Origin of the sequence: Microbacterium sp. Root553, from assembly GCF_001426995.1 — a bacterium.
Taxonomy (GTDB): domain Bacteria; phylum Actinomycetota; class Actinomycetes; order Actinomycetales; family Microbacteriaceae; genus Microbacterium.
Window position 1 is genome coordinate 2,033,970 of the sequence record NZ_LMFY01000001.1, and the last position, 17,596, is coordinate 2,051,565.

Sequence of the window (17,596 nt, forward strand, 5' to 3'; positions counted from 1 at the left end):
CATGTCCGATGCGCGCGAGTGGTCCCGAGAAGACACGGCACGTCTGGTGCGGGTGCCGGGGCCGGAGGACGACAAGTACTCCCGCGGTGTCGTCGGTCTCCGCACGGGGTCGCCGGCCTATCCCGGCGCGGCCGTGCTCGGGGTCGAGGCCGCCTGGCGCTCCGGTGCCGGCTTCGTGCGCTACATCGGCGAGGGACGCGCGGCGGATACCGTGATCGCCCGCCGCCCCGAGACGGTGGTGAGCGCGCACGCGGCCGGAGCGCGGGTGGGCGCCTGGGTGATCGGATCGGGGACGGATGCCGCGAGTCGCAGCCCCGAGGCGGAGCAGGAGCTGCGTGCGCTGCTCGACGGATCGGCGCCCGTGGTCGTCGACGCCGGCGCTCTGGACCTCGCGCCCGGACGGCGCGCACCGCTGCTCCTGACCCCCCACGGCGGGGAATTCGCCCGTCTCGCGCGCCAGCTCGGCGCGGAACCGGGCGACGACCGTGCCGTCGGCGCCCGCCGGGTCGCGAAGGAACTCGGCGCGACCGTTCTGCTCAAGGGGGCGCGTACGATCATCGCCGACCCCGACGGAACGTTGATCACCGTCGAGGCCGGCACGGGGTGGTTGGCGACGGCCGGTACCGGTGACGTGCTCGGTGGGGTGCTCGGCACGCTCCTCGCCGCGAACTCGGGCACGGATGCGTCCATCGCCGAGATCGCGGCGGCGGGCGCGTGGCTGCACGGTCACGCCGGCCGGCTCGCAGCCGGGGTCGGGGCGGACGGCGGGGCGCACGGGCATCCGATCGTCGCGCTGGATGTGGCAGAGGCGCTGCCGCGCGCGATCGTGGACGTCCTCGCGTGAGTCGTCGCTCGGCCATGGGCATCGTCGCGTCCTGGTGCGCGTTCCTGCTCGTGCATGTGATCGTCGCGGTGTCGGGCTGGGTGCTCCCGAGCCAGCCGATGGGAGATGTGGTGCTCGTCTACGAGCCGTGGTCGACAGCCGCGCTCTCCGGCGGACCGATCGTCGGCGTCACCGAGACCTGGGTGTACCCGCAGCTCGCTCTGGTGCCGATGCTCGTCGCCAAGATCCTCTCCGTCCCCCTGATCGCCGCGATGGGGGTCTCCGGCGCCTATCTGATCGCCTGGGCCGTGATGGTCACGGTGCTCGACGCGATCGCGTTCGCCGTGCTGCTCGGTCGTTCGCCCTCGCGTCCGCGCCGCATCGCCGCCTGGTTCTGGGTGGCCGCGGTGCTGTTGCTCGGCCCCATAGCGATGTATCGGATCGACGCCGTCACGGTGCCGCTCGCCGTGATCGCCGGACTCTGGCTCACGGGTCGCCCCGCCCTCGCGGCCGCGCTGCTGACGATCGGGGCCTGGATCAAGATCTGGCCGGGCGCGCTGCTGCTCGCCGCCCTCGTCGCGGCGCGTAGCAGGATGCGGATGCTGCTCACCGCGGCCGCGGTGACCGCCGGCGTGATCGTGCTCCTGCTCGCACTCGGCGCTGATTCCGAGATCCTCGGCTTCCTCACCGAGCAGACCGGCCGCGGCCTGCAGATCGAGGCGGTCGCCGCGACGCCGTTCCTCTGGCTCGCGGTCGCCGGCTCGGCGCGCATCGAGTACAGCTACGACATCCTCACCTTCCAGATCGCGGCGCCGGGAGCAGATGCCGTCAGCGCGGCTCTCACCCCTGTGATGGCGGTGCTGGTCGTCGTCATCACGATCCTCGGCGCGGTCAAGGCGACGCGGGGAGCGTCCTTCGCCCGTCTCTTCCCTCCGCTCGCGCTGTCGCTCGGCGCCGCCCTGATCGTGCTGAACAAGGTCGGCTCGCCGCAGTTCCAGACGTGGCTGATCGCACCCGTCGTGCTCTGGCTGGTGCTCGACCGCACGCGCGCCGCCGTGCCTGCGGCGCTGGTGCTCGTGCTGTGCGCTCTCACCTGCCTCATCTACCCGCTGACCTACGACGCACTGCTGCGCGCCGAGCTGCTTCCCGTGCTGACGCTGACGCTGCGCAACGCGCTGCTCGTCGTGATCCTGATCGTCGGCATCCGCGCCCTCGTACGGGTCCCCGCCCACCTCCACACCACGAACCGGGAGTGAAGAACCATGCTGATCGCCTTCTCCGTCGCCCCGAGCGGCACACCCTCCGATGGATCGGAGCGCTCCGACGCCTCCGTGCACGACGCGGTGGCCGCTGCGGTCCGCGTCGTGCGCGAGTCCGGTCTGCCGCATCGCACGACGAGCATGTTCACCGAGATCGAAGGCCCGGACTGGGACACGGTGATGGACGTCGTCAAGCGCGCCACCGAGGCCGTGATGCCGTTCGGCTCGCGGGTGTCGCTCGTGCTCAAGGCCGACATCAGGCCCGGATACTCGGGAGAGCTCGACGCGAAGATCGAGCGGCTCGAGGCGGCCATCGACGAGTCCGACAGCCGGTAGCATTGACGGGTGAATCCCTCGACTGAATCGAGGGGTGCGGCGAAGTGGGCGCTCCTCTCCCTCGCCATCGGCAGCTTCGGCATCGGCATGACCGAGTTCGTCGTCATGGGCCTGCTGCCCAACATCGCCGACGAGCTGCTGCCCACGCTGTGGGCGCGCAGCCCTGAGGACGCGCTGAGCCAGGCCGGCTGGCTGATCTCGCTGTACGCGCTGGGCGTCGTCGTCGGAGCGCCGACGATCGCGGGTTTCGTCGCGCGCTTCCCGCGGCATCGCGTCATGATCGGCCTCGCGCTCGCCCTGACCGTGTTCAACGCCCTGACGGTGTTCCTGCCCACGTTCGAGCTCGTCGGCGCCTCCCGCTTCCTCGCAGGGCTCCCGCACGGGGCGTACTTCGGCATCGGCGCGCTCGTGGCCGCCGACGTGATGGGGCCGGGCAATCGCGCGAAGGGCGTCGCTTTCATCCTCACCGGACTCACGGTCGCGAACGTGGTCGGCGTGCCGCTGGGCACGTTCCTCGGTCAGCTGTGGGGGTGGCGTGTCGCGTTCGCGGTGGTCGCGCTGGTCTTCGCGCTCGCGACGGTCTGCATCATCCTCTTCGTACCGAAGCACCCCGGATCTCCCGGACGCACCATGCGCGAGGAGCTCGGCGTCTTCCGCATCCCGCAGGTCTGGTTCACGCTCGGGGTCGGAGCCATCGGCTTCGGCGGGTTCTTCGCCGTCTACAGCTACATCGCCCCGCTGGTGACGGAGGTCGCCGGTTCCCCCGAGTGGGTCGTGCCGATCGTGCTCGTGCTGATGGGCCTCGGGATGACCGCGGGGAACCTCGTCGGCGGTCATCTCGCCGACATCGACCTGCGGCGCACGCTGCTTTTCGGGCTCGTGGCGATGGCGGTGGTGTTCGCGCTGCTGGCGGTGCTCGCATTCTGGATCGTCACACTCGCGCTGCTCGTGCTCGTCGTGGGCTTCGTGTCGTCGGTGCTCAGCCCGACGATCCAGACGCGGCTGATGGATGTCGCGGGGGACAACCAGTCGATCGCCGCCGCCATGAACCACTCCGCGCTCAACATCGGCAACAGTCTCGGTGCGTTCCTCGGCGGTGCGGTGATCGCTGCGGGGTGGGGCTTCACCGCCCCGTCCTGGACCGGGGCGGCGCTCGCCATCGCCGGTCTGGTGATCGCGCTCCTGTCGTATCGCGTCGAAGCCAGGAAGCCGGTGCCCGCCGCCGCGTGAGCCCGCCGTCCGGTTCATGGCCGCGGGTAGAGTGAGCGCGTGAGCGAGCCCGACGATCTCCCCGTCGCCGGCACGGCCGTGCTGCTGCGTCCCGCGACCGGCGGCATCGAGGTGCTGCTGATGCGGCGACCTGATCGCGGATCGTTCGCCGGCGCGTGGGTCTTCCCCGGAGGCAAGGTGGAGACAGGCGATCGCCTGGACGGGGACGGCGAACAGGACGATGCGCGACACGCGGCGGTGCGCGAGACGCGGGAGGAGGTCGGCCTGGTCATCGCCGATCCGGTCGCCCTGTCGCTGTGGCAGCCGCCGGCGCAGGCTCCCGTGCGCATCCGCACCTGGTTCTTCCTGGCCAGGGCGCCCGAGGCTGCGCTCGACCTCTCGGCCGACGAGGTCGTGGACGCGGTGTGGACCAGCCCGGAAGAGGCGCTGTCACGGCACGCGGCGGGGGAGTGGACGCTCTTCCCGCCCACCTGGATGACGCTGCACGGTCTGTGCGGCATGCAGACCGTCGACGAGGCGCTCGCGGCTGCCGGCACCGCGCGGAACTTCACGACGCGGGTGATCGAGACGCCGGCGGGCACGGTGTTCGAGTGGGACGGGATGCGGCTGGAGACCGGATCGCTGCCCTGGAACCTCGTGGCCGGCTAGGTCGCGAGCAGTCGGCGCAGGTGGGCGCCGACGGCCTCCGTCTCGATGAGGAAGCCGTCGTGCCCGAAGTCGCTGGTCAGCACCACCGCCTCATCTCCGTCGAGGGTGCGGGGGATGCTGCGTGCGATGCGATGCTGTCCGTCGACCGGGAAGAGCCGGTCGCTGTCGATCCCGAGCACGAGCGTGGTGGCGGTGATGCCTCGCAGCGCCTCCTCGACGCCCCCGCGGTCGCGTCCGACGTCATGGGAGTTCATCGCCTCGACGAGCGTGATGTAGCTGTTCGCGTCGAAGCGGCGCGTGAACTTGTTGCCGTGGAAGTCGAGGTACGACTCCACGGCGAAGCGCCCGCCGTGGCCGAGCGGCGACACTCCCGACTGCCAGGAGCGCTGGAATCGCTGGTTGAGCTCGATCGGGCTGCGGTAGTTCAGCAGCGCCATGCGACGCGCCAGAGCGAGGCCGCGATGCGGGCCGTCGCCGTCGGCCAGGTCGTAGTACTCGCCTCCCTGGAACCGCGGATCCATCCGGATCGTCTCGAGCTGCACGGTGTTCAGCGCGATCTGGTCGGCGGTGGTCGCCGGCGGTGACGAGAGCACTCCGAGCCGCTCGACCCGCTCGGGGTGCGTGACCGCCCATTCCAGAGCGTGCATTCCGCCCATCGATCCGCCGATCACCGCCGCCCACGAGTCGATCCCCAGGGCGTCGGCGAGTCGCACCTGGGCGGCGACCTGATCGCGGATGGTCAGATACGGGAAGCGGGACGCCCACTCGTACCCCGACGGCGCGATGCTCGCGGGACCTGTCGACCCCTGGCATCCGCCGAGCATGTTCGGGGCGATCACGAACCAGCGATCCGTGTCGAGAGCGGCACCGGGTCCGGTGATGCTCTCCCACCAGCCGGCGGTCGGATGCCCCGCGCCCGCGTCGCCGCGGATGTGGCTGTCGCCGGTGAGGGCGTGCAGCACGAGGATCGCATTGTCGCGGGCCGCGTTCAGCTCCCCCCAGCTCTCGTAGGCGAGTCGGATGGCAGGGAGCTCTGCTCCGCTCTCGGTCGGGAAGGAGCCGAACGAAGCGAAGCGACGACCGCCGACGGGATCGCCGTCGCGCCAGGCGCCGGTCGCCGGGGGGCGCGCGCGCAGCAGGCGCACGTCGGCCTCGCTCACGGGCGCCGAGGGCACCGTGTCTTCAGAGGTCGTCTGCCAGTCCATTCCTCCATTCTCGCCTGGCGGGCCGACGAAGGAACGAACGTTACGGTGCCGGGTGGGTCGCAGTGCTCATGAGGGTCGCGGTGCTCATGAGGGTCGTGGGGTGGTGGGGGTGGTGCGCGCTCAGCGGGTCGTCGTCGCCAGCGTGGTCACGGTCGCGAGGTGGTCGCTGGTCCCTGCCCGCATCGTGGTGGACGCGAGCACGTCCAGTCCCCGCACGAACACGTGGTCGATCCGGGTCAACGGCACAGTCGAGGGCCAGGTGAATCCGAGCGAGCCGTCGGTCGGTCTGACCCAGTCGAGCTGCGACCGGATGGCGCCGAGCGCCGGATCCGCGGATGCGGCGTTGAAGTCGCCCACCACGACGATCGCGTCACCCTGGTCGGCGGCCACGGCATCCGCGATGCCGGTGAGCATGGTGTCGCGCTCCTCCTGCACACCGGGACGCACGGAGGCGGCATGCATCACGTAGACCGCGACGTCGGCGTGGGGGGCGGCCACGACCACCCGCAGCGCGCGTTTCCAGTCGAGCCCGAGTGAGAGGGCCTCCGCCTCGAGGATGGGGAAGCGACTCCACACGGCGACGGTCCCGATCGCGTAGGTGTGCGGGTAGTCGGCGGCCAGCGTGTCGCGTGCGGCCGCCAGGCTGCCTTCGTCCAGTTCGGTCAGGGCGATGACGTCGGCGCCGGATGCGGCGATCTCCGCAGCGGAGGCCGCAGCTCCTCCGGAGTGCGCGCGCACGTTCTGGCTGACGATCTCGAAGGATGCGGTCGGGTCGGCGCCGACCGCGGCGAGACCGGGCGCGGCGAGACCGGGCGCGGAGGGGGCGATGGCGAGCATCCAGACGAGAGCGGGTGCGATCAGCACGAGGAGTACCCGCCGGGCCCGGACGAGGGCGCACACCGCGAGGGCGAGCAGGGCGAGGCCGCACCACGGCAGCAGAGCCGCGGCCACGGTGCCGATGACGCCGGGTATCCAGATGCCCACGGCGAGTGCCAGCATCACGAGTCCGGCGACGGCGATGACCCGTCCGGCGCGGACGGTCGAGCGACGGCCAGGCGGCGGGGGTGTGGTGACGGCGATGGGATGCTCCTCGGTGCGGGCTTCCCATTCTCGACGCCGCCGACTGTGCAGCCGCCGCACACGGGAGACGACGGATGCCCCGGACCGAGGCCCGGGGCATCCGTCGTGCGATCGTCGGATCAGGCGCGTGCGGCCTCCGACACGCGGCGCGCCGCGGCGAGGGCCTCGTCGAGGTCCGCCTTGAGGTCGTCGATGTTCTCGATGCCGACAGACAGACGCACGAGTCCGGGCGTGACGCCGGCCGTGAGCTGCTGCTCGGGGGTGAGCTGCGCGTGCGTGGTCGACGCCGGGTGGATCACCAGCGAGCGCACGTCGCCGATGTTGGCGAGGTGGCTGAAGAGCGACAGGCTGTTCACGAACTCGCGGCCGGCCTCGACGCCGCCCTTGAGCTCGAACGACAGGACCGCTCCGACACCCTTGGGGGCGTACTCGTTGGCCTTGGCGTACCAGGGCGAGGAGGGCAGGCCCGAGTAGTTCACTGAGGCGACGTCGTCGCGGCCGTCGAGCCACTCGGCGATCTCCTGGGCGTTCTGCACGTGACGCTCGATGCGCAGCGAGAGCGTCTCGATGCCCTGGATGAGGTTCCAGGCGCTCTGCGGGGCGATGGCCGAGCCCAGGTCGCGGAGAAGCTGCACGCGGGCCTTGATGATGTACGCGAGCGGGTCGCCGACCGCAGCGGTGTAGCTGGCGCCGTGGTACGAGGGGTCGGGCTCGGTGAGACCGGGGAATCGTTCGACGTTCTTGGACCACTCGAACGTGCCGCCGTCGATGATGGCGCCGCCGATGGTCGTCCCGTGGCCGCCGAGGAACTTGGTCACGGAGTGCACCACGATGTCGGCGCCGTGCTCGAACGGGCGGATGAGGTACGGGGTGGCGATCGTGTTGTCGACGATCAGCGGCACGCCGCCCTCGTGCGCGACGTCGGCGACGGTGCGGATGTCGAGGATGTTGATCTGCGGGTTGCCGATGGTCTCCGCGAAGAACAGCTTGGTGTTCGGGCGGACGGCGCGGCGCCATTCCTCGGGGTCGTCCTGGTTCTCGACGAACGTGACCTCGATGCCGAGCTTCGCGAGCGTGTACTTGAAGAGGTTGTACGTGCCGCCGTAGATCGAGCTGGACGACACGATGTGGTCGCCCGCCTGCGCGATGTTGAGCACAGCGAACGTCGACGCCGCCTGCCCGCTGGCGAGGACGAGGGCGCCGGTGCCCCCCTCCAGCGCGGCGAGGCGCTGTTCGAGCACGTCCTGCGTGGGGTTCTGGATGCGGGTGTAGATGTTCCCGAACTCCGCCAGGGCGAACAGGTTCGCCGCGTGGTCCGCGCTGTCGAACACGTACGACGTGGTCTGGTAGATCGGCGTGGCCCTGGCCTTGGTCACGGGGTCGGGAGCAGCGCCGGAGTGGATCTGCTTGGTCTCGAAACGCCAGGTCTCGGGTGCGGACATGTGTTCCCCCTGGAACTGTTGGAAATCGGTTCGGCTGATGCCGTTGCTGCGAGCGTACGGAAAATCGTCAGTCGCCGACAGCCGTCGGGACATGCGACGTAATCAACCCGATAGATCCTGCGTGAGCAGCGCATCCGCCCAGGTCCGGGCGATCCGGAACGGCTCGGCGAAGGTCGCCATCCCCACCGTGACGATCGCCCCCTCGTAGAGCAGCATCATCGCCTGCGCCATCGCCCGGGGGTCGCGGACCCCGCCCGACGTGCACAGCTCCTCGAACAGATCGAGCAGCCATACCTTCTGGCGCGACACCTCGGGGAACACGGGATGGCCGTCGGCGCCGTCGCCGAGCTCGGCGCGGGCGTTGATCGCACTGCATCCCTTCGGGCTGTTCTCATCGGACCACGAGATCGCGGCGTCGAAGATCGAGAGGATCCGCGCGGGTCCGGGCTCGGGAACTCGCTCGAGCTGCGCGGCGACATGCGCGCGCCATCGGGCATCGCGGTGCTGCAGGTACGAGACCACGAGGGCCTCCTTCGACCCGAACCGGTCGTAGAGGGTCTTCTTGGTGACGCCGGCCGCCTCCGCGATCGTGTCGACGCCGACGGCGTGGATGCCGCGCTCGTAGAAGAGCCGCGATGCCGCGTCGAGCACCCGGCGTCCGCCGGGGGTCAGGGGGGCGAGGTCCGGGACCGGCTGTGTCATGGCTCGAATATACCAGTCTGTATAGTCGATGTCATGAGTACACAGATCGGTATACTTGGCCCGGTGGTCACCGTCACGGCGTCCGCGGTCTTCGTGGTCACCTGGAGTTCGGGGTTCATCATCCCGGCGTTCGCCACCGTCGACGTCTCGCCGTTGACGCTCCTCGTCTGGCGTTTCGTCCCGCTGGCGGCCATGCTCCTCGTGCTCGTACATCTGACGGGGGCGGCGAGGGGCATTCCCGCCCGTGATCTGCGCATGCAGTCCGCGATCGGCGTGTTCGCGCAGTTCGGGTACTGTCTCGCCGTCTACGCGGCGGTCGCCGCCGGGGTCGCCACCGGAACGGTCGCGTTGATCGACGCGATCCAGCCGCTCGTCGTGGCGGTGCTCGTGGGGCCGGTGCTGGGCCTGCGGGTCCGGGGAGCGCAGTGGGTCGGTCTGGGGATCGGCGCGGTCGGGGTCCTCTTGGTGGTGCGCTCGCAGCTCGGCGACACGGGAGCGCCGCCCGGGGCCTACGCGTTTCCGGCACTGGCGATGGTCGCCCTCATCGTCGGCACCCTGTTGCAGCGCAGAACACCCGTACGCACGGGAGTGCTCGTCACCCTCACTGTGCACGTGTCGGTGACCGCGGTGCTGATGCTCGTCCTCGCGACGATGATGGGATCGCTCGTCCCCCCGGCATCCTGGCACTTCTGGATCGCCGTCGCCCTGACCGCCGTGTTCCCGACGCTCGCCGCCTACGGCCTCTACTGGTGGCTGCTGCGACGAATCGGGATCACCGCGCTGCAGGCCCTGCTCTTCCTGATCGCCCCGACGACCTCGCTCGCGGGGAGCGTGCTGCTGGGTGAGCCGATGACCCCGGTCACCGTCAGCGGTTTCGCGCTGTGCGCCGCCGGGGTCGCGCTCGTCCTGGTCGGGGATGCCCGCTCGAGAAGAGAGGATGCGCACGCGGAGTGACACGGCGTGCTGGTGCCCGGTACGACCATCTTCCGCGGCACGTGCCCCTCATCGTGGTCTCCTGGGAACACCTCAGGACGACCCGTACCCCGCGACGGAATGCCGCGGAGTGGGCGGTCATTGCTGCACGAACGGCTGTGTCAGCTCGTCCTCGAGCCAGCCCTCGCCGAACGAACGCGTGAGCGCTTCGGTGAGGTGGTGGCTGTCGAAGTACGCGGGAATTCCGCCGACGACCGGGTAGCAGACGTCGTCGCAGAACACGTCGGAGAAGTCGACGACACTGAAATTCACATTGTCGATCATCGCCGCGGCGCGCGTCAGCGCCGACTCGGCGTCGACGCTCTCGACGGGTACGGTGCACGAGTCGAGGATGCAGTCCACGATGTCGACGGGCAGCACCGGGGGCTCGGCCATCAGGATGACGCGCTTGCCAGAGTCGAGCCACTGGTTCCACGCGTCGGCGTAGCCGGTGCCGGGGTCGGGCTGGCCGTTGACGGTGTACTTGCCCGACCAGGCCGTCGTGATGATGACGTCGATGTCGGGGTCCTCGACCAGCATGCCGATCGTGCCCGTGCGCCAGGCCTGGCAGTCTGCGACGTAGGCGGGGTCCGTGATGATCGTTCCCACCGCGGGGTCGGCGGTCGCCGCGCAGCCTCCCTTGAGGAAGGTGTGGATGCGCGCGTTGTGCACGGGCGCCACGGTGTCGAGCGAGCCGGACCACATCTCGGCGTGTGAGTCTCCGACGATCGCGATGTCGAGGTCCTGCGTCCCCTCCGGCACTCCGAACGAGCAGGTCTTGACGACCCCGTCGGCGGTGGTCACCTCTTCGCAGACGGTGCCTCCGGTCGTGCTGGTGATGAGGTTGAAGTGGCTCTCGGAGAGCAGGTACCCCTGGTCGCCGAGCTCGCGAGAGTCGGAGCATTCAGCAGTGCCGAGTTCTGCCTGGGCGCCGAAGCACTCCCCGGGGTCCTTCGACGCGGCGACGAGTGCGGCGGTCGCCGCGACACCGCGGTCCCGAAGGGCGATCACACCGACGGCGGACGGGATGACGACCACGGCCATTGCGACCAGGGTCATGACGAGGATCCAGCGTGGGCGGGTGCGGGCGAGCGGGCCGAGGCGCACCGGGTCTTCGACGAAACGCTTGGTGAGCAGTGCGAGAACCAGGGTGATGGCGAGGAGGACGAACTTGTCCGGTGTGCCGATCGGCTGCGACAGGATGACGGGGGCGGCGACGATGAGCGGCCAGTGCCAGAGGTACGCCGAGTAGCTCACGTCGCCGATGATCTGCACGGGGCGGAACGAGGTGATCGCCCGCGTCGACCAGGTGTGCTCGGCCTCGCCGATCGCGATGACGAGAACGACACCGAGGACGGGGATGAGGGCGGCGGGTCCGGGAACGCCGGACTGCGAGTCGAGGAGCACGGCACTGCCGAGGATGAGCGCCCAGCCGAGCCAGACGAACGCGCTGAGGCGGCGGCGGATCGTCTCACTGAAGACGGGGAGCAGGGCGACGAGGCCACCCGCGGCGAACTCCCACGCACGGCCCGTGGTCTGGAAGTACGCGGCCGACGGGGTCTGGGCATTGGAGTACACGGCCCAGGCGAGCGAGACGATCGCGATGCTCGCGAAGACGACAGCGGTGACGACGACCTGCGTGCGCTTGGCGCGACGGAAGGTGAGCCAGGCGACGACCAAGAGGATGATCGGCCAGACGATGTAGAACTGCTCCTCGACCGAGAGCGACCAGTAGTGGGTGACCAGGGTCTGGGCCTCGCCCTGGGCGAAGTAGTCGAGCGAGTTCGAGGAGAGCAGCCAGTTGAGCACGTAGACCGCGGCGGCGCCGATCTGATAGAGCTCGTCTTGCCACTGGGGAAGGGGCATCTTCACGACGGTGAAGATGGCGCACACCGCGAGCACGACCAGTGCGGCGGGCAGCAGACGGCGGGCACGTCGGGCCCAGAACGCGCCCAGTCGGATCTTGCCGGTGCTCCGCGACTCGCGGAGCAGGTGGGACGTGATGAGGAATCCGCTGATCGCGAAGAAGACGTCGACGCCGATGTAGCCGCCGGGAAGGACCTCGGGCCACATGTGGTTGACGATCACGGCGAGCACGGCCACCGCGCGGAGCGCCTGCAGATCAGTGCGGAAGTCCCGCTGTGGTCCAGTCATCGTTCCCTTATCTCGGCCATGACTTGGTCAAACAAGTAGGACGCACGCGTTCTGACATTCGTTCCGCTGACACGAGTCGAGCCGACACAGGTTCCCGCGAAGACGCCTGTGGCACGACGATCCTCTTCGGGTACGTGCACATCCTATTTGCTCGGAGTGACACGGCGTGCTGGTGCGCACCCGGGAAACCGGTCGGAACATCGTACGGTGGAGAGCATGGTGAACAGGCGTGCAGTGGTGACCGGTGCGAGCTCGGGTATCGGACAGGCGACGGTGCGCGCACTGCGCGCCCGCGGGTGGGGAGTGGTCGGCGTCGCGCGCCGTGAGGACCGGCTGGCGGCGCTCGCCGCCGAGACCGGGGCATCGGCGATCGCGTGCGATCTGACGAACCCCGACGCCGTCGCGGCTCTGGTCGAAGAGCTCGAGGCCTCGGGGCCGGTGCACGCCCTCGTGCAGGTGGCCGGAGGGGCCAGAGGCACCGATCGCGTCGAGAACGCGTCGACAGACGACTGGCAGTGGATGTACGACGCGAACGTGCTCTCGAGTCAGCGTCTGGTGGCCGGGCTGCTGCCGCTGCTGCGTCGGGCCGCCGCGGCGGACGGTCACGCCGACACGCTGTTCGTCACCTCCACCGCGGCGCAGGTGGCGTACGCCGGAGGCGGCGGATACAACGCGGCGAAGGCCGCGCAGTCCATGCTCGTGCATGCCCTGCGACTCGAGCTCAACGGCGAACCGATCCGGGTCGCCGAGGTCGCGCCCGGCATGGTGCACACCGAGGAGTTCACGCTCAATCGTCTCGGCGGGGATGCGGTCGCCGCCGAGTCCGTGTACGCGGATGTCGAGGCGCCGCTGCGCGCCGAGGACGTCGCGGACGTCATAGCCTACGCGCTCGACGCACCGGGGCACGTGAACCTCGATCTCATCACCATGCGCCCCGTGGCCCAGTCCGCGAACCATCTGCTCGCGCGCGGACCGCTGCGTGTGCGTCCCGTCGGCTGAGCGATGTCGAGCCGCACTCTCGCCGAACTGGCCGCCGACGGTCTGATCGATAAGGGGTGGGCCGACGCGCTCGCGCCCGCCCAGGAGACCATCACGGCCATCGGGCACCGGCTGCGCGAGGAGCAGGCCGCGGGTCGCGGCTATCTCCCGGCAGGCGACCACGTGCTGCAGGCGTTCCGACGACCCCTGGCAGACGTGCGGGTCCTCATCACCGGACAGGACCCCTATCCGACCCCCGGGCATCCGATCGGCCTGTCGTTCGCCGTCGATCGCGACGTGCGTCCGCTGCCGCGCAGCCTCGGCAACATCTATCGCGAACTCGAGAGCGATCTGGGCATCCCGCCCGCGCCGCACGGCGACCTCACGGCGTGGAGCGACCAGGGCGTGCTGCTGCTGAACAGAGTGCTCACCGTGAGACCGGGTGAGGCCGGATCCCATCGTCGGTGGGGATGGGAGCAGGTGACCGAGCTCGCGATCCGCGCTCTCGTCGCTCGAGACCGCCCTCTCGTCGCGATCCTCTGGGGAAAGGACGCCGCTCAGCTGCAGCCGGTCCTGGGCGACACGCCGGTCATCGCATCCGCCCACCCGTCGCCGCTCTCCGCCCGCCGAGGGTTCTTCGGCTCACGTCCGTTCTCGCGGGCCAACGGCCTGCTCGAGTCCCTCGGAGCGGCACCCGTGGACTGGCGCATCGACGGGGCGCCGCGCCTAAGCTGAACCCATGCAGTTCGAGCCCGGTGACCGTCGTCGCGTGCTGCCGCGCCATCTGCGTCCCCAGCCCGTTCCCGACGTCTTCTCGTTCTCGATCCGTCCCGCCAGGGCCGGCGATCTCCCGTATGTGCGCGAGATATACAACCACTTCGTGAGCAACTCGGTGGTCACCCTCGACGAGCGGCGCAGCAGCATCCCGTACTGGCGCGAGAAGTTCGCCCTGCTGAGCAAGCTCGGACTGCCCTTCCTCGTGGCGGTGTCGCCGGCGGGCGTCGTGATCGGCTACGCGCTCGCCCAGCCGTGGGCGGGCAAGAACGCCTACCGCTACACCGTCGAGGACTCGATCTACCTGGGGCCGGGTGCCGGAGGCAAGGGTCTCGGTGTCGCCCTGCTGCAGGCCCTCATCGACGCCTGCGAGCATCTCGGCATCCGCGAGATGGTCGCCGTGATCAGTGACACGAAGGCCGAGGCGTCGATCAGACTCCATGCGAAGCTCGGCTTCGTCGAGGCGGGCCGGATGGGCCGCGTCGGTCACAAGTTCGGCCGCGACCTCGGCACGGTCTACATGCGTCGTGCGCTGCGGCCGAGCCGGCGTCGTCGCCTCTTCGGAGCGATCTCGGCGCGGTGACCCCTCGATCATTCCCCGGGGGCGGGGATGACCGGGATCGCTGCGAGCAGAGTCCTCGTGTAGTCGTGTCGCGGGTGCAGCAGGACGTCGGTCGTGGCACCGCGCTCGACGATGCTCCCGTCCTTCATCACCACGACGGTGTCGCAGAGGTTCTGCACCACGCCGATGTCGTGTGAGACGAGGACGAGGGTCAGATCGGTGGTGCGTCGCAGCTCGATCAGGAGCTCGAGGATCTGCGCCCGCACGGTGACGTCGAGAGCCGAGAGCGGCTCGTCTCCGACGAGGATGCGGGGTCGGTGGACGATCGCCCTGGCCAGGGCGATGCGTTGCCGCTGTCCGCCGGAGAACTCGTGCGGGTAGCGGTCGGCCATCTCGGGCTCGAGACCGACCTGCTCCAGCACCTCGCGCACACGGGCGCGGTGGTCGCCGTCGATCGCGAGAGCCCAGAGAGGTTCGCGGATGATCTGCGCGGCCGTCATCCGCGGGTCCAGGGAGGCGTAGGGATCCTGGAACACGAGCCCCGTCTGTCGGCGCAGCCAGTGCAGCGATCGGGCGGATGCCGCGGCATCCACCGTCCTGCCGTCGACCCGCACCATGCCCGCCGTCGGGCGGTCGAGCCCGAGGAGCAGACGCACCAGGGTGGACTTGCCCGATCCGGATTCTCCGATGATGCCGAGGGAGGACCCCTCGACGATGTCGAGATCCGTGGCGGCCAGAGCAGTCTGCGTGCGAGGTCGTGCGAGCGTCGAACGCCGTGGGACCGCATAGTCGCGCTGCAGTCCTCGCGCCTCGATCAGGCTCATCGGGTGCCTCCGTCCGGCCGCCACAGCGTCGCGGTGGCATCGCGCAGCAGCCCCTTCGTCACGCTCGACGCGGGCGCGCTCAGCAGGGTGCTGACCGGTGCGGTCTCGACGACGCGGCCGTCTTCGAGCACGACTCCGTGCGTGGCGACCTGTGCGAGCACCGCGAGGTCGTGGGTGATGAAAACCAGGGACATGCCCTGCTCCTCGGCGAGACCCAGCAGCAGGGCGAGGATCTCCGCCTGGATGGTGACGTCGAGAGCCGTGGTCGGTTCGTCGGCGATGAGGAGGCGCGGGCGGCAGGCGAGCGCCATCGCGATCGCCACACGCTGTCGCTGACCGCCCGAGAGTTGATGCGGGTAGCGGTCGACGATCGCCTCGGGATCGGGAAGGCGCACCCGCGCCGCCTCCTGGATCGCGCGATCACGTGCATCGCGGCGGCCGATGCCCTCGTGGATGCGTATCGACTCGGCGATCTGCCTGCCCACGGTGCGGATCGGGTTCAGCGCCGTGCGGGGCTCCTGGAACACGATGCCGATCTCGTCGCCGCGCAGCCGCGCCAGCTCCCTGTCGGGCATGCCGATCAGCTCGGTGCCGTTCCAGCGGATGCTGCCGCTCGCCGACGCGCCGTCGGGGAGCAGGCCGAGCACGGCGAGCGCGGTGAGCGACTTGCCCGACCCGGACTCTCCGATGAGACCGAGGCGGGTGCCGTCCGGCACCTCGAACGAGACGCCGTCGACGACGGGGCGACCGTCGATGCGGACGACCAGGTCCTCCACGATGAGACTCATGCGACCACCGCCGGGGTGTGGATCTCCGCCGCGCGGTGACGCAGCGTCGGGTCGGTGGCCTCGCGCAGGGCGTCTCCGAGCAGGTTGAGAGCGAGCACGGTGATCGTGATCGCGAGGCCCGGCCAGATGACCGAGAGCGGGTGCACGCCGATGTAGCGCTGCAGATCGGACAGGAGCAGACCCCAGCTCGGGTCGGTGACCGCGGCGCCGAACCCCAGGTACGACAACCCGGCCTCGGCGAGCACCGCGACCGCCATCGACCACGAGAGCTGCACGATGAACACCGGCGCGACGTTCGGCAGCAGATGGCGGAGCAGGCTCTGGGCGGCGGTGAGGCCGGAGGCCCGGGCGGCGAGCACGAAGTCGCTCTGCTGCACACGGCGGAGCTCGGGTCGGGTGACGCGGGCGATGTTCACGCCGAAGCCGATGCCGACCGCCCAGATCACGACCCACAGCGACCCGCCCCACACCGACGAGATCATCATCGCGATCAGCAGGACGGGGAACGCGATGAGGATGTCGACGAGCACCGCGACCGTCTCGCGGAGCCACCGGGCGGTCAGTGCGCCGAGAGCGGCGAGCGCGATGCCGACGAGGGTCGCGACGATCCCGGCCCCGACGCTCACGAAGACCGTCGTACGGGCTCCCGCCATGAGCAGGCTCAGGATGTCACGGCCGGTGTCGTCGGTGCCGAGCAGATGCGGCCAGCTCGGCACCGCCCAGCGCGCGCCGATGTCGGACGTCTGCGGGTCGAACGGCGTCCACAGCAGTGAGACCAGCGCCGTGAGGGCGACGAGCGCGATGACGATCAGACCGAACCGCCCTGTGGCGGTGCGCAGCAGTCGTGGGAGCCAGCCGGGCATCAGGCCTCCCTCTGTCGCGGGTCGATCGCCCGGTGGACCAGATCGACGACGAATCCGACGACCAGCACGAAGCCGGTGAGGACGAGAAGCTCGCTCTGGACCTTGACGAGGTCGCGGGTGCCGACGTCGGCCACGAGCATCCGTCCGATCCCCGGCAGCGTGAACAGCTGCTCGATCACCACCGAGCCGACGATGATCCCGGCGATCTGCAGGCCGAGGACGGTGATGATCGACAGGCCGACCGCGGGAATGCCGTGCGAGATCAGGGCGCGGGTGCGCGTGAGGCCCTTGGCGGCGGCGGTGCGGACGAAGTCCTGCCCGGCGGCCTGCAGGGTGGCGCTGCGGACGAAGCGCATCAGCATGGCCCCTTCGACGATGCCGATGGTGAGGGCCGGGAGCAGCAGTGACTCGATCGCCTTCCCCGGTGTGCTCCATCCGGTGCGCGGGAACCCCTGCGGGGGGAGCCAGCCCAGCCACACCGAGAAGACCACGATCAGCATCATCCCGGCCCACACGACCGGCACGGCGGCGAGGGCCTGAGCACCGACGCTGAGCGCGGTGCCACCCCGCGCGTTCCGACGCAGCGCTGCGAGGATGCCGAACGGCACGGCGATGAGCACGGCGATGAGGAGGGCCATGATGCCGAGCGGCACCGTGACCTGCGATTTCAGCAGCAGCTCCTCGCCGACCGATGCGCCGGAGAGCAGAGAGGTGCCCAGATCTCCGCGGAACAGTCCGCCGATCCACTCGGCGTACTGCACGGGGAGCGGACGGTCGAGGCCGAGCGATTCGCGCAGGGCCTGGACCTCCGCGGGCGATGCCTGGGTCCCGGCGATGAGCTGTGCGACGTCTCCGGGCAGCACGCGCAGCGTCAGGAAGATCACGGCGCTCGACACGAGGAGCCCTGCGACGAGCAGGGCTCCTCGGACGAGCGCGTAGCGGATCACGGGGTGCGC

At 70.0% G+C, this 17,596-nt stretch carries 18 protein-coding genes; 9 read left to right on the plus strand and 9 right to left on the minus strand.

What is annotated here, in order from left to right:
- Position 1 precedes the first annotated feature (1 nt).
- The 5 genes from ASD43_RS09380 to ASD43_RS09400 are packed head-to-tail and all read left to right on the plus strand — an operon-like array spanning position 2 to position 4,296.
- Positions 2-844 (plus strand): NAD(P)H-hydrate dehydratase, encoded by an 843-nt coding sequence (locus tag ASD43_RS09380; RefSeq protein ID WP_056416514.1) that lies wholly within the window; start codon positions 2-4, stop codon positions 842-844.
- The gene (locus ASD43_RS09385) at positions 841-2,079 is read left to right on the plus strand and encodes a glycosyltransferase 87 family protein (RefSeq protein ID WP_235564089.1); all 1,239 of its coding nucleotides are present in this window, start codon (positions 841-843) and stop codon (positions 2,077-2,079) included. Before ASD43_RS09380 ends, ASD43_RS09385 begins: the two co-directional genes overlap by 4 nt.
- Positions 2,080-2,085: 6 nt before the next feature.
- Positions 2,086-2,418 carry a thiamine-binding protein gene (locus ASD43_RS09390; protein WP_056416517.1) on the plus strand — a complete coding sequence of 111 codons (333 nt, stop codon included), beginning with the start codon at positions 2,086-2,088 and terminating at the stop codon, positions 2,416-2,418.
- A gap of 9 nt (positions 2,419-2,427) precedes the next feature.
- Positions 2,428-3,648 (plus strand): MFS transporter, encoded by a 1,221-nt coding sequence (locus tag ASD43_RS09395; RefSeq protein WP_056416519.1) that lies wholly within the window; start codon positions 2,428-2,430, stop codon positions 3,646-3,648.
- A 39-nt stretch (positions 3,649-3,687) separates the two neighbouring features.
- The gene (locus ASD43_RS09400) at positions 3,688-4,296 is read left to right on the plus strand and encodes an NUDIX hydrolase (RefSeq protein ID WP_056416522.1); all 609 of its coding nucleotides are present in this window, start codon (positions 3,688-3,690) and stop codon (positions 4,294-4,296) included.
- On the opposite strand, the gene metX is transcribed toward ASD43_RS09400, so the two are convergent.
- From metX to ASD43_RS09420, 4 genes are all read right to left on the minus strand, one after another.
- Positions 4,293-5,501: a homoserine O-acetyltransferase MetX gene (gene metX / locus ASD43_RS09405; protein WP_056416525.1), complete on the minus strand. Its 1,209-nt coding sequence runs from the start codon at positions 5,499-5,501 to the stop codon at positions 4,293-4,295. The two genes, ASD43_RS09400 and metX, sit on opposite strands and share 4 nt — an antisense overlap.
- A 120-nt stretch (positions 5,502-5,621) precedes the next feature.
- The gene (locus ASD43_RS09410; protein ID WP_056416528.1) at positions 5,622-6,641 is read right to left on the minus strand and encodes an endonuclease/exonuclease/phosphatase family protein; all 1,020 of its coding nucleotides are present in this window, start codon (positions 6,639-6,641) and stop codon (positions 5,622-5,624) included.
- 59 nt (positions 6,642-6,700) lie between these two features.
- Positions 6,701-8,023 carry a bifunctional o-acetylhomoserine/o-acetylserine sulfhydrylase gene (locus ASD43_RS09415; protein ID WP_056416531.1) on the minus strand — a complete coding sequence of 441 codons (1,323 nt, stop codon included), beginning with the start codon at positions 8,021-8,023 and terminating at the stop codon, positions 6,701-6,703.
- A 102-nt stretch (positions 8,024-8,125) separates the two neighbouring features.
- Positions 8,126-8,725, minus strand: coding sequence for a TetR/AcrR family transcriptional regulator (locus ASD43_RS09420; RefSeq protein ID WP_056416534.1), 600 nt, complete (start codon positions 8,723-8,725; stop codon positions 8,126-8,128).
- 33 nt (positions 8,726-8,758) lie between these two features.
- Here ASD43_RS09420 and ASD43_RS09425 point away from each other — a divergent pair, with 33 nt between their 5' ends.
- Positions 8,759-9,679, plus strand: a complete 921-nt coding sequence (locus ASD43_RS09425) for a DMT family transporter (RefSeq protein ID WP_056416537.1) — start codon at positions 8,759-8,761, stop codon at positions 9,677-9,679.
- Between the two features lie 117 nt (positions 9,680-9,796).
- Here the strand turns inward: ASD43_RS09425 and ASD43_RS09430 are convergent, their stop codons facing one another.
- Positions 9,797-11,851: an acyltransferase family protein gene (locus ASD43_RS09430; protein ID WP_056416540.1), complete on the minus strand. Its 2,055-nt coding sequence runs from the start codon at positions 11,849-11,851 to the stop codon at positions 9,797-9,799.
- A 216-nt stretch (positions 11,852-12,067) separates the two neighbouring features.
- Between ASD43_RS09430 and ASD43_RS09435 the strand changes: the two genes are divergently transcribed.
- From ASD43_RS09435 to ASD43_RS09445, 3 genes are read left to right on the plus strand one after another with little or no spacing between them, the layout of a single operon-like run.
- A complete protein-coding gene (locus ASD43_RS09435; RefSeq protein WP_056416544.1) occupies positions 12,068-12,850 on the plus strand; it encodes an SDR family oxidoreductase in 783 nt (260 codons plus the stop codon).
- A 3-nt stretch (positions 12,851-12,853) separates the two neighbouring features.
- Positions 12,854-13,564: a uracil-DNA glycosylase gene (locus ASD43_RS09440; RefSeq protein ID WP_056416548.1), complete on the plus strand. Its 711-nt coding sequence runs from the start codon at positions 12,854-12,856 to the stop codon at positions 13,562-13,564.
- A 4-nt stretch (positions 13,565-13,568) separates the two neighbouring features.
- Complete coding sequence (locus tag ASD43_RS09445; protein WP_056416553.1) at positions 13,569-14,186, plus strand: GNAT family N-acetyltransferase; 618 nt, start codon at positions 13,569-13,571, stop codon at positions 14,184-14,186.
- 8 nt (positions 14,187-14,194) lie between these two features.
- Here the strand turns inward: ASD43_RS09445 and ASD43_RS09450 are convergent, their stop codons facing one another.
- The 4 genes from ASD43_RS09450 to ASD43_RS09465 are packed head-to-tail and all read right to left on the minus strand — an operon-like array spanning position 14,195 to position 17,587.
- Positions 14,195-14,989, minus strand: a complete 795-nt coding sequence (locus tag ASD43_RS09450) for an ABC transporter ATP-binding protein (RefSeq protein WP_082539342.1) — start codon at positions 14,987-14,989, stop codon at positions 14,195-14,197.
- On the minus strand, positions 14,986-15,777 hold the full coding sequence (locus tag ASD43_RS09455; RefSeq protein WP_056416555.1) for an ATP-binding cassette domain-containing protein: 792 nt from the start codon (positions 15,775-15,777) through the stop codon (positions 14,986-14,988). Before ASD43_RS09455 ends, ASD43_RS09450 begins: the two co-directional genes overlap by 4 nt.
- On the minus strand, positions 15,774-16,640 hold the full coding sequence (locus tag ASD43_RS09460) for an ABC transporter permease (RefSeq protein ID WP_056416559.1): 867 nt from the start codon (positions 16,638-16,640) through the stop codon (positions 15,774-15,776). The genes ASD43_RS09455 and ASD43_RS09460 overlap by 4 nt, the downstream gene beginning before the upstream one ends.
- On the minus strand, positions 16,640-17,587 hold the full coding sequence (locus ASD43_RS09465; protein WP_056416562.1) for an ABC transporter permease: 948 nt from the start codon (positions 17,585-17,587) through the stop codon (positions 16,640-16,642). The genes ASD43_RS09460 and ASD43_RS09465 overlap by 1 nt, the downstream gene beginning before the upstream one ends.
- Positions 17,588-17,596: the final 9 nt, after the last annotated feature.

What these genes read in the sequence shown, in the direction of transcription:
- ASD43_RS09380 (WP_056416514.1), top strand. Translation starts at nt 2, where the DNA reads ATGTCCGATGCGCGCGAGTGGTCCCGAGAAGACACGGCACGTCTGGTG.
- ASD43_RS09390 (WP_056416517.1), top strand. Translation starts at nt 2,086, where the DNA reads ATGCTGATCGCCTTCTCCGTCGCCCCGAGCGGCACACCCTCCGATGGA.
- metX (WP_056416525.1), bottom strand. Translation starts at nt 5,501, where the DNA reads ATGGACTGGCAGACGACCTCTGAAGACACGGTGCCCTCGGCGCCCGTG.
- ASD43_RS09415 (WP_056416531.1), bottom strand. Translation starts at nt 8,023, where the DNA reads ATGTCCGCACCCGAGACCTGGCGTTTCGAGACCAAGCAGATCCACTCC.
- ASD43_RS09420 (WP_056416534.1), bottom strand. Translation starts at nt 8,725, where the DNA reads ATGACACAGCCGGTCCCGGACCTCGCCCCCCTGACCCCCGGCGGACGC.
- ASD43_RS09425 (WP_056416537.1), top strand. Translation starts at nt 8,759, where the DNA reads ATGAGTACACAGATCGGTATACTTGGCCCGGTGGTCACCGTCACGGCG.
- ASD43_RS09430 (WP_056416540.1), bottom strand. Translation starts at nt 11,851, where the DNA reads ATGACTGGACCACAGCGGGACTTCCGCACTGATCTGCAGGCGCTCCGC.
- ASD43_RS09435 (WP_056416544.1), top strand. Translation starts at nt 12,068, where the DNA reads ATGGTGAACAGGCGTGCAGTGGTGACCGGTGCGAGCTCGGGTATCGGA.
- ASD43_RS09440 (WP_056416548.1), top strand. Translation starts at nt 12,854, where the DNA reads ATGTCGAGCCGCACTCTCGCCGAACTGGCCGCCGACGGTCTGATCGAT.
- ASD43_RS09445 (WP_056416553.1), top strand. Translation starts at nt 13,569, where the DNA reads ATGCAGTTCGAGCCCGGTGACCGTCGTCGCGTGCTGCCGCGCCATCTG.
- ASD43_RS09450 (WP_082539342.1), bottom strand. Translation starts at nt 14,989, where the DNA reads ATGAGCCTGATCGAGGCGCGAGGACTGCAGCGCGACTATGCGGTCCCA.
- ASD43_RS09455 (WP_056416555.1), bottom strand. Translation starts at nt 15,777, where the DNA reads ATGAGTCTCATCGTGGAGGACCTGGTCGTCCGCATCGACGGTCGCCCC.
- ASD43_RS09460 (WP_056416559.1), bottom strand. Translation starts at nt 16,640, where the DNA reads ATGCCCGGCTGGCTCCCACGACTGCTGCGCACCGCCACAGGGCGGTTC.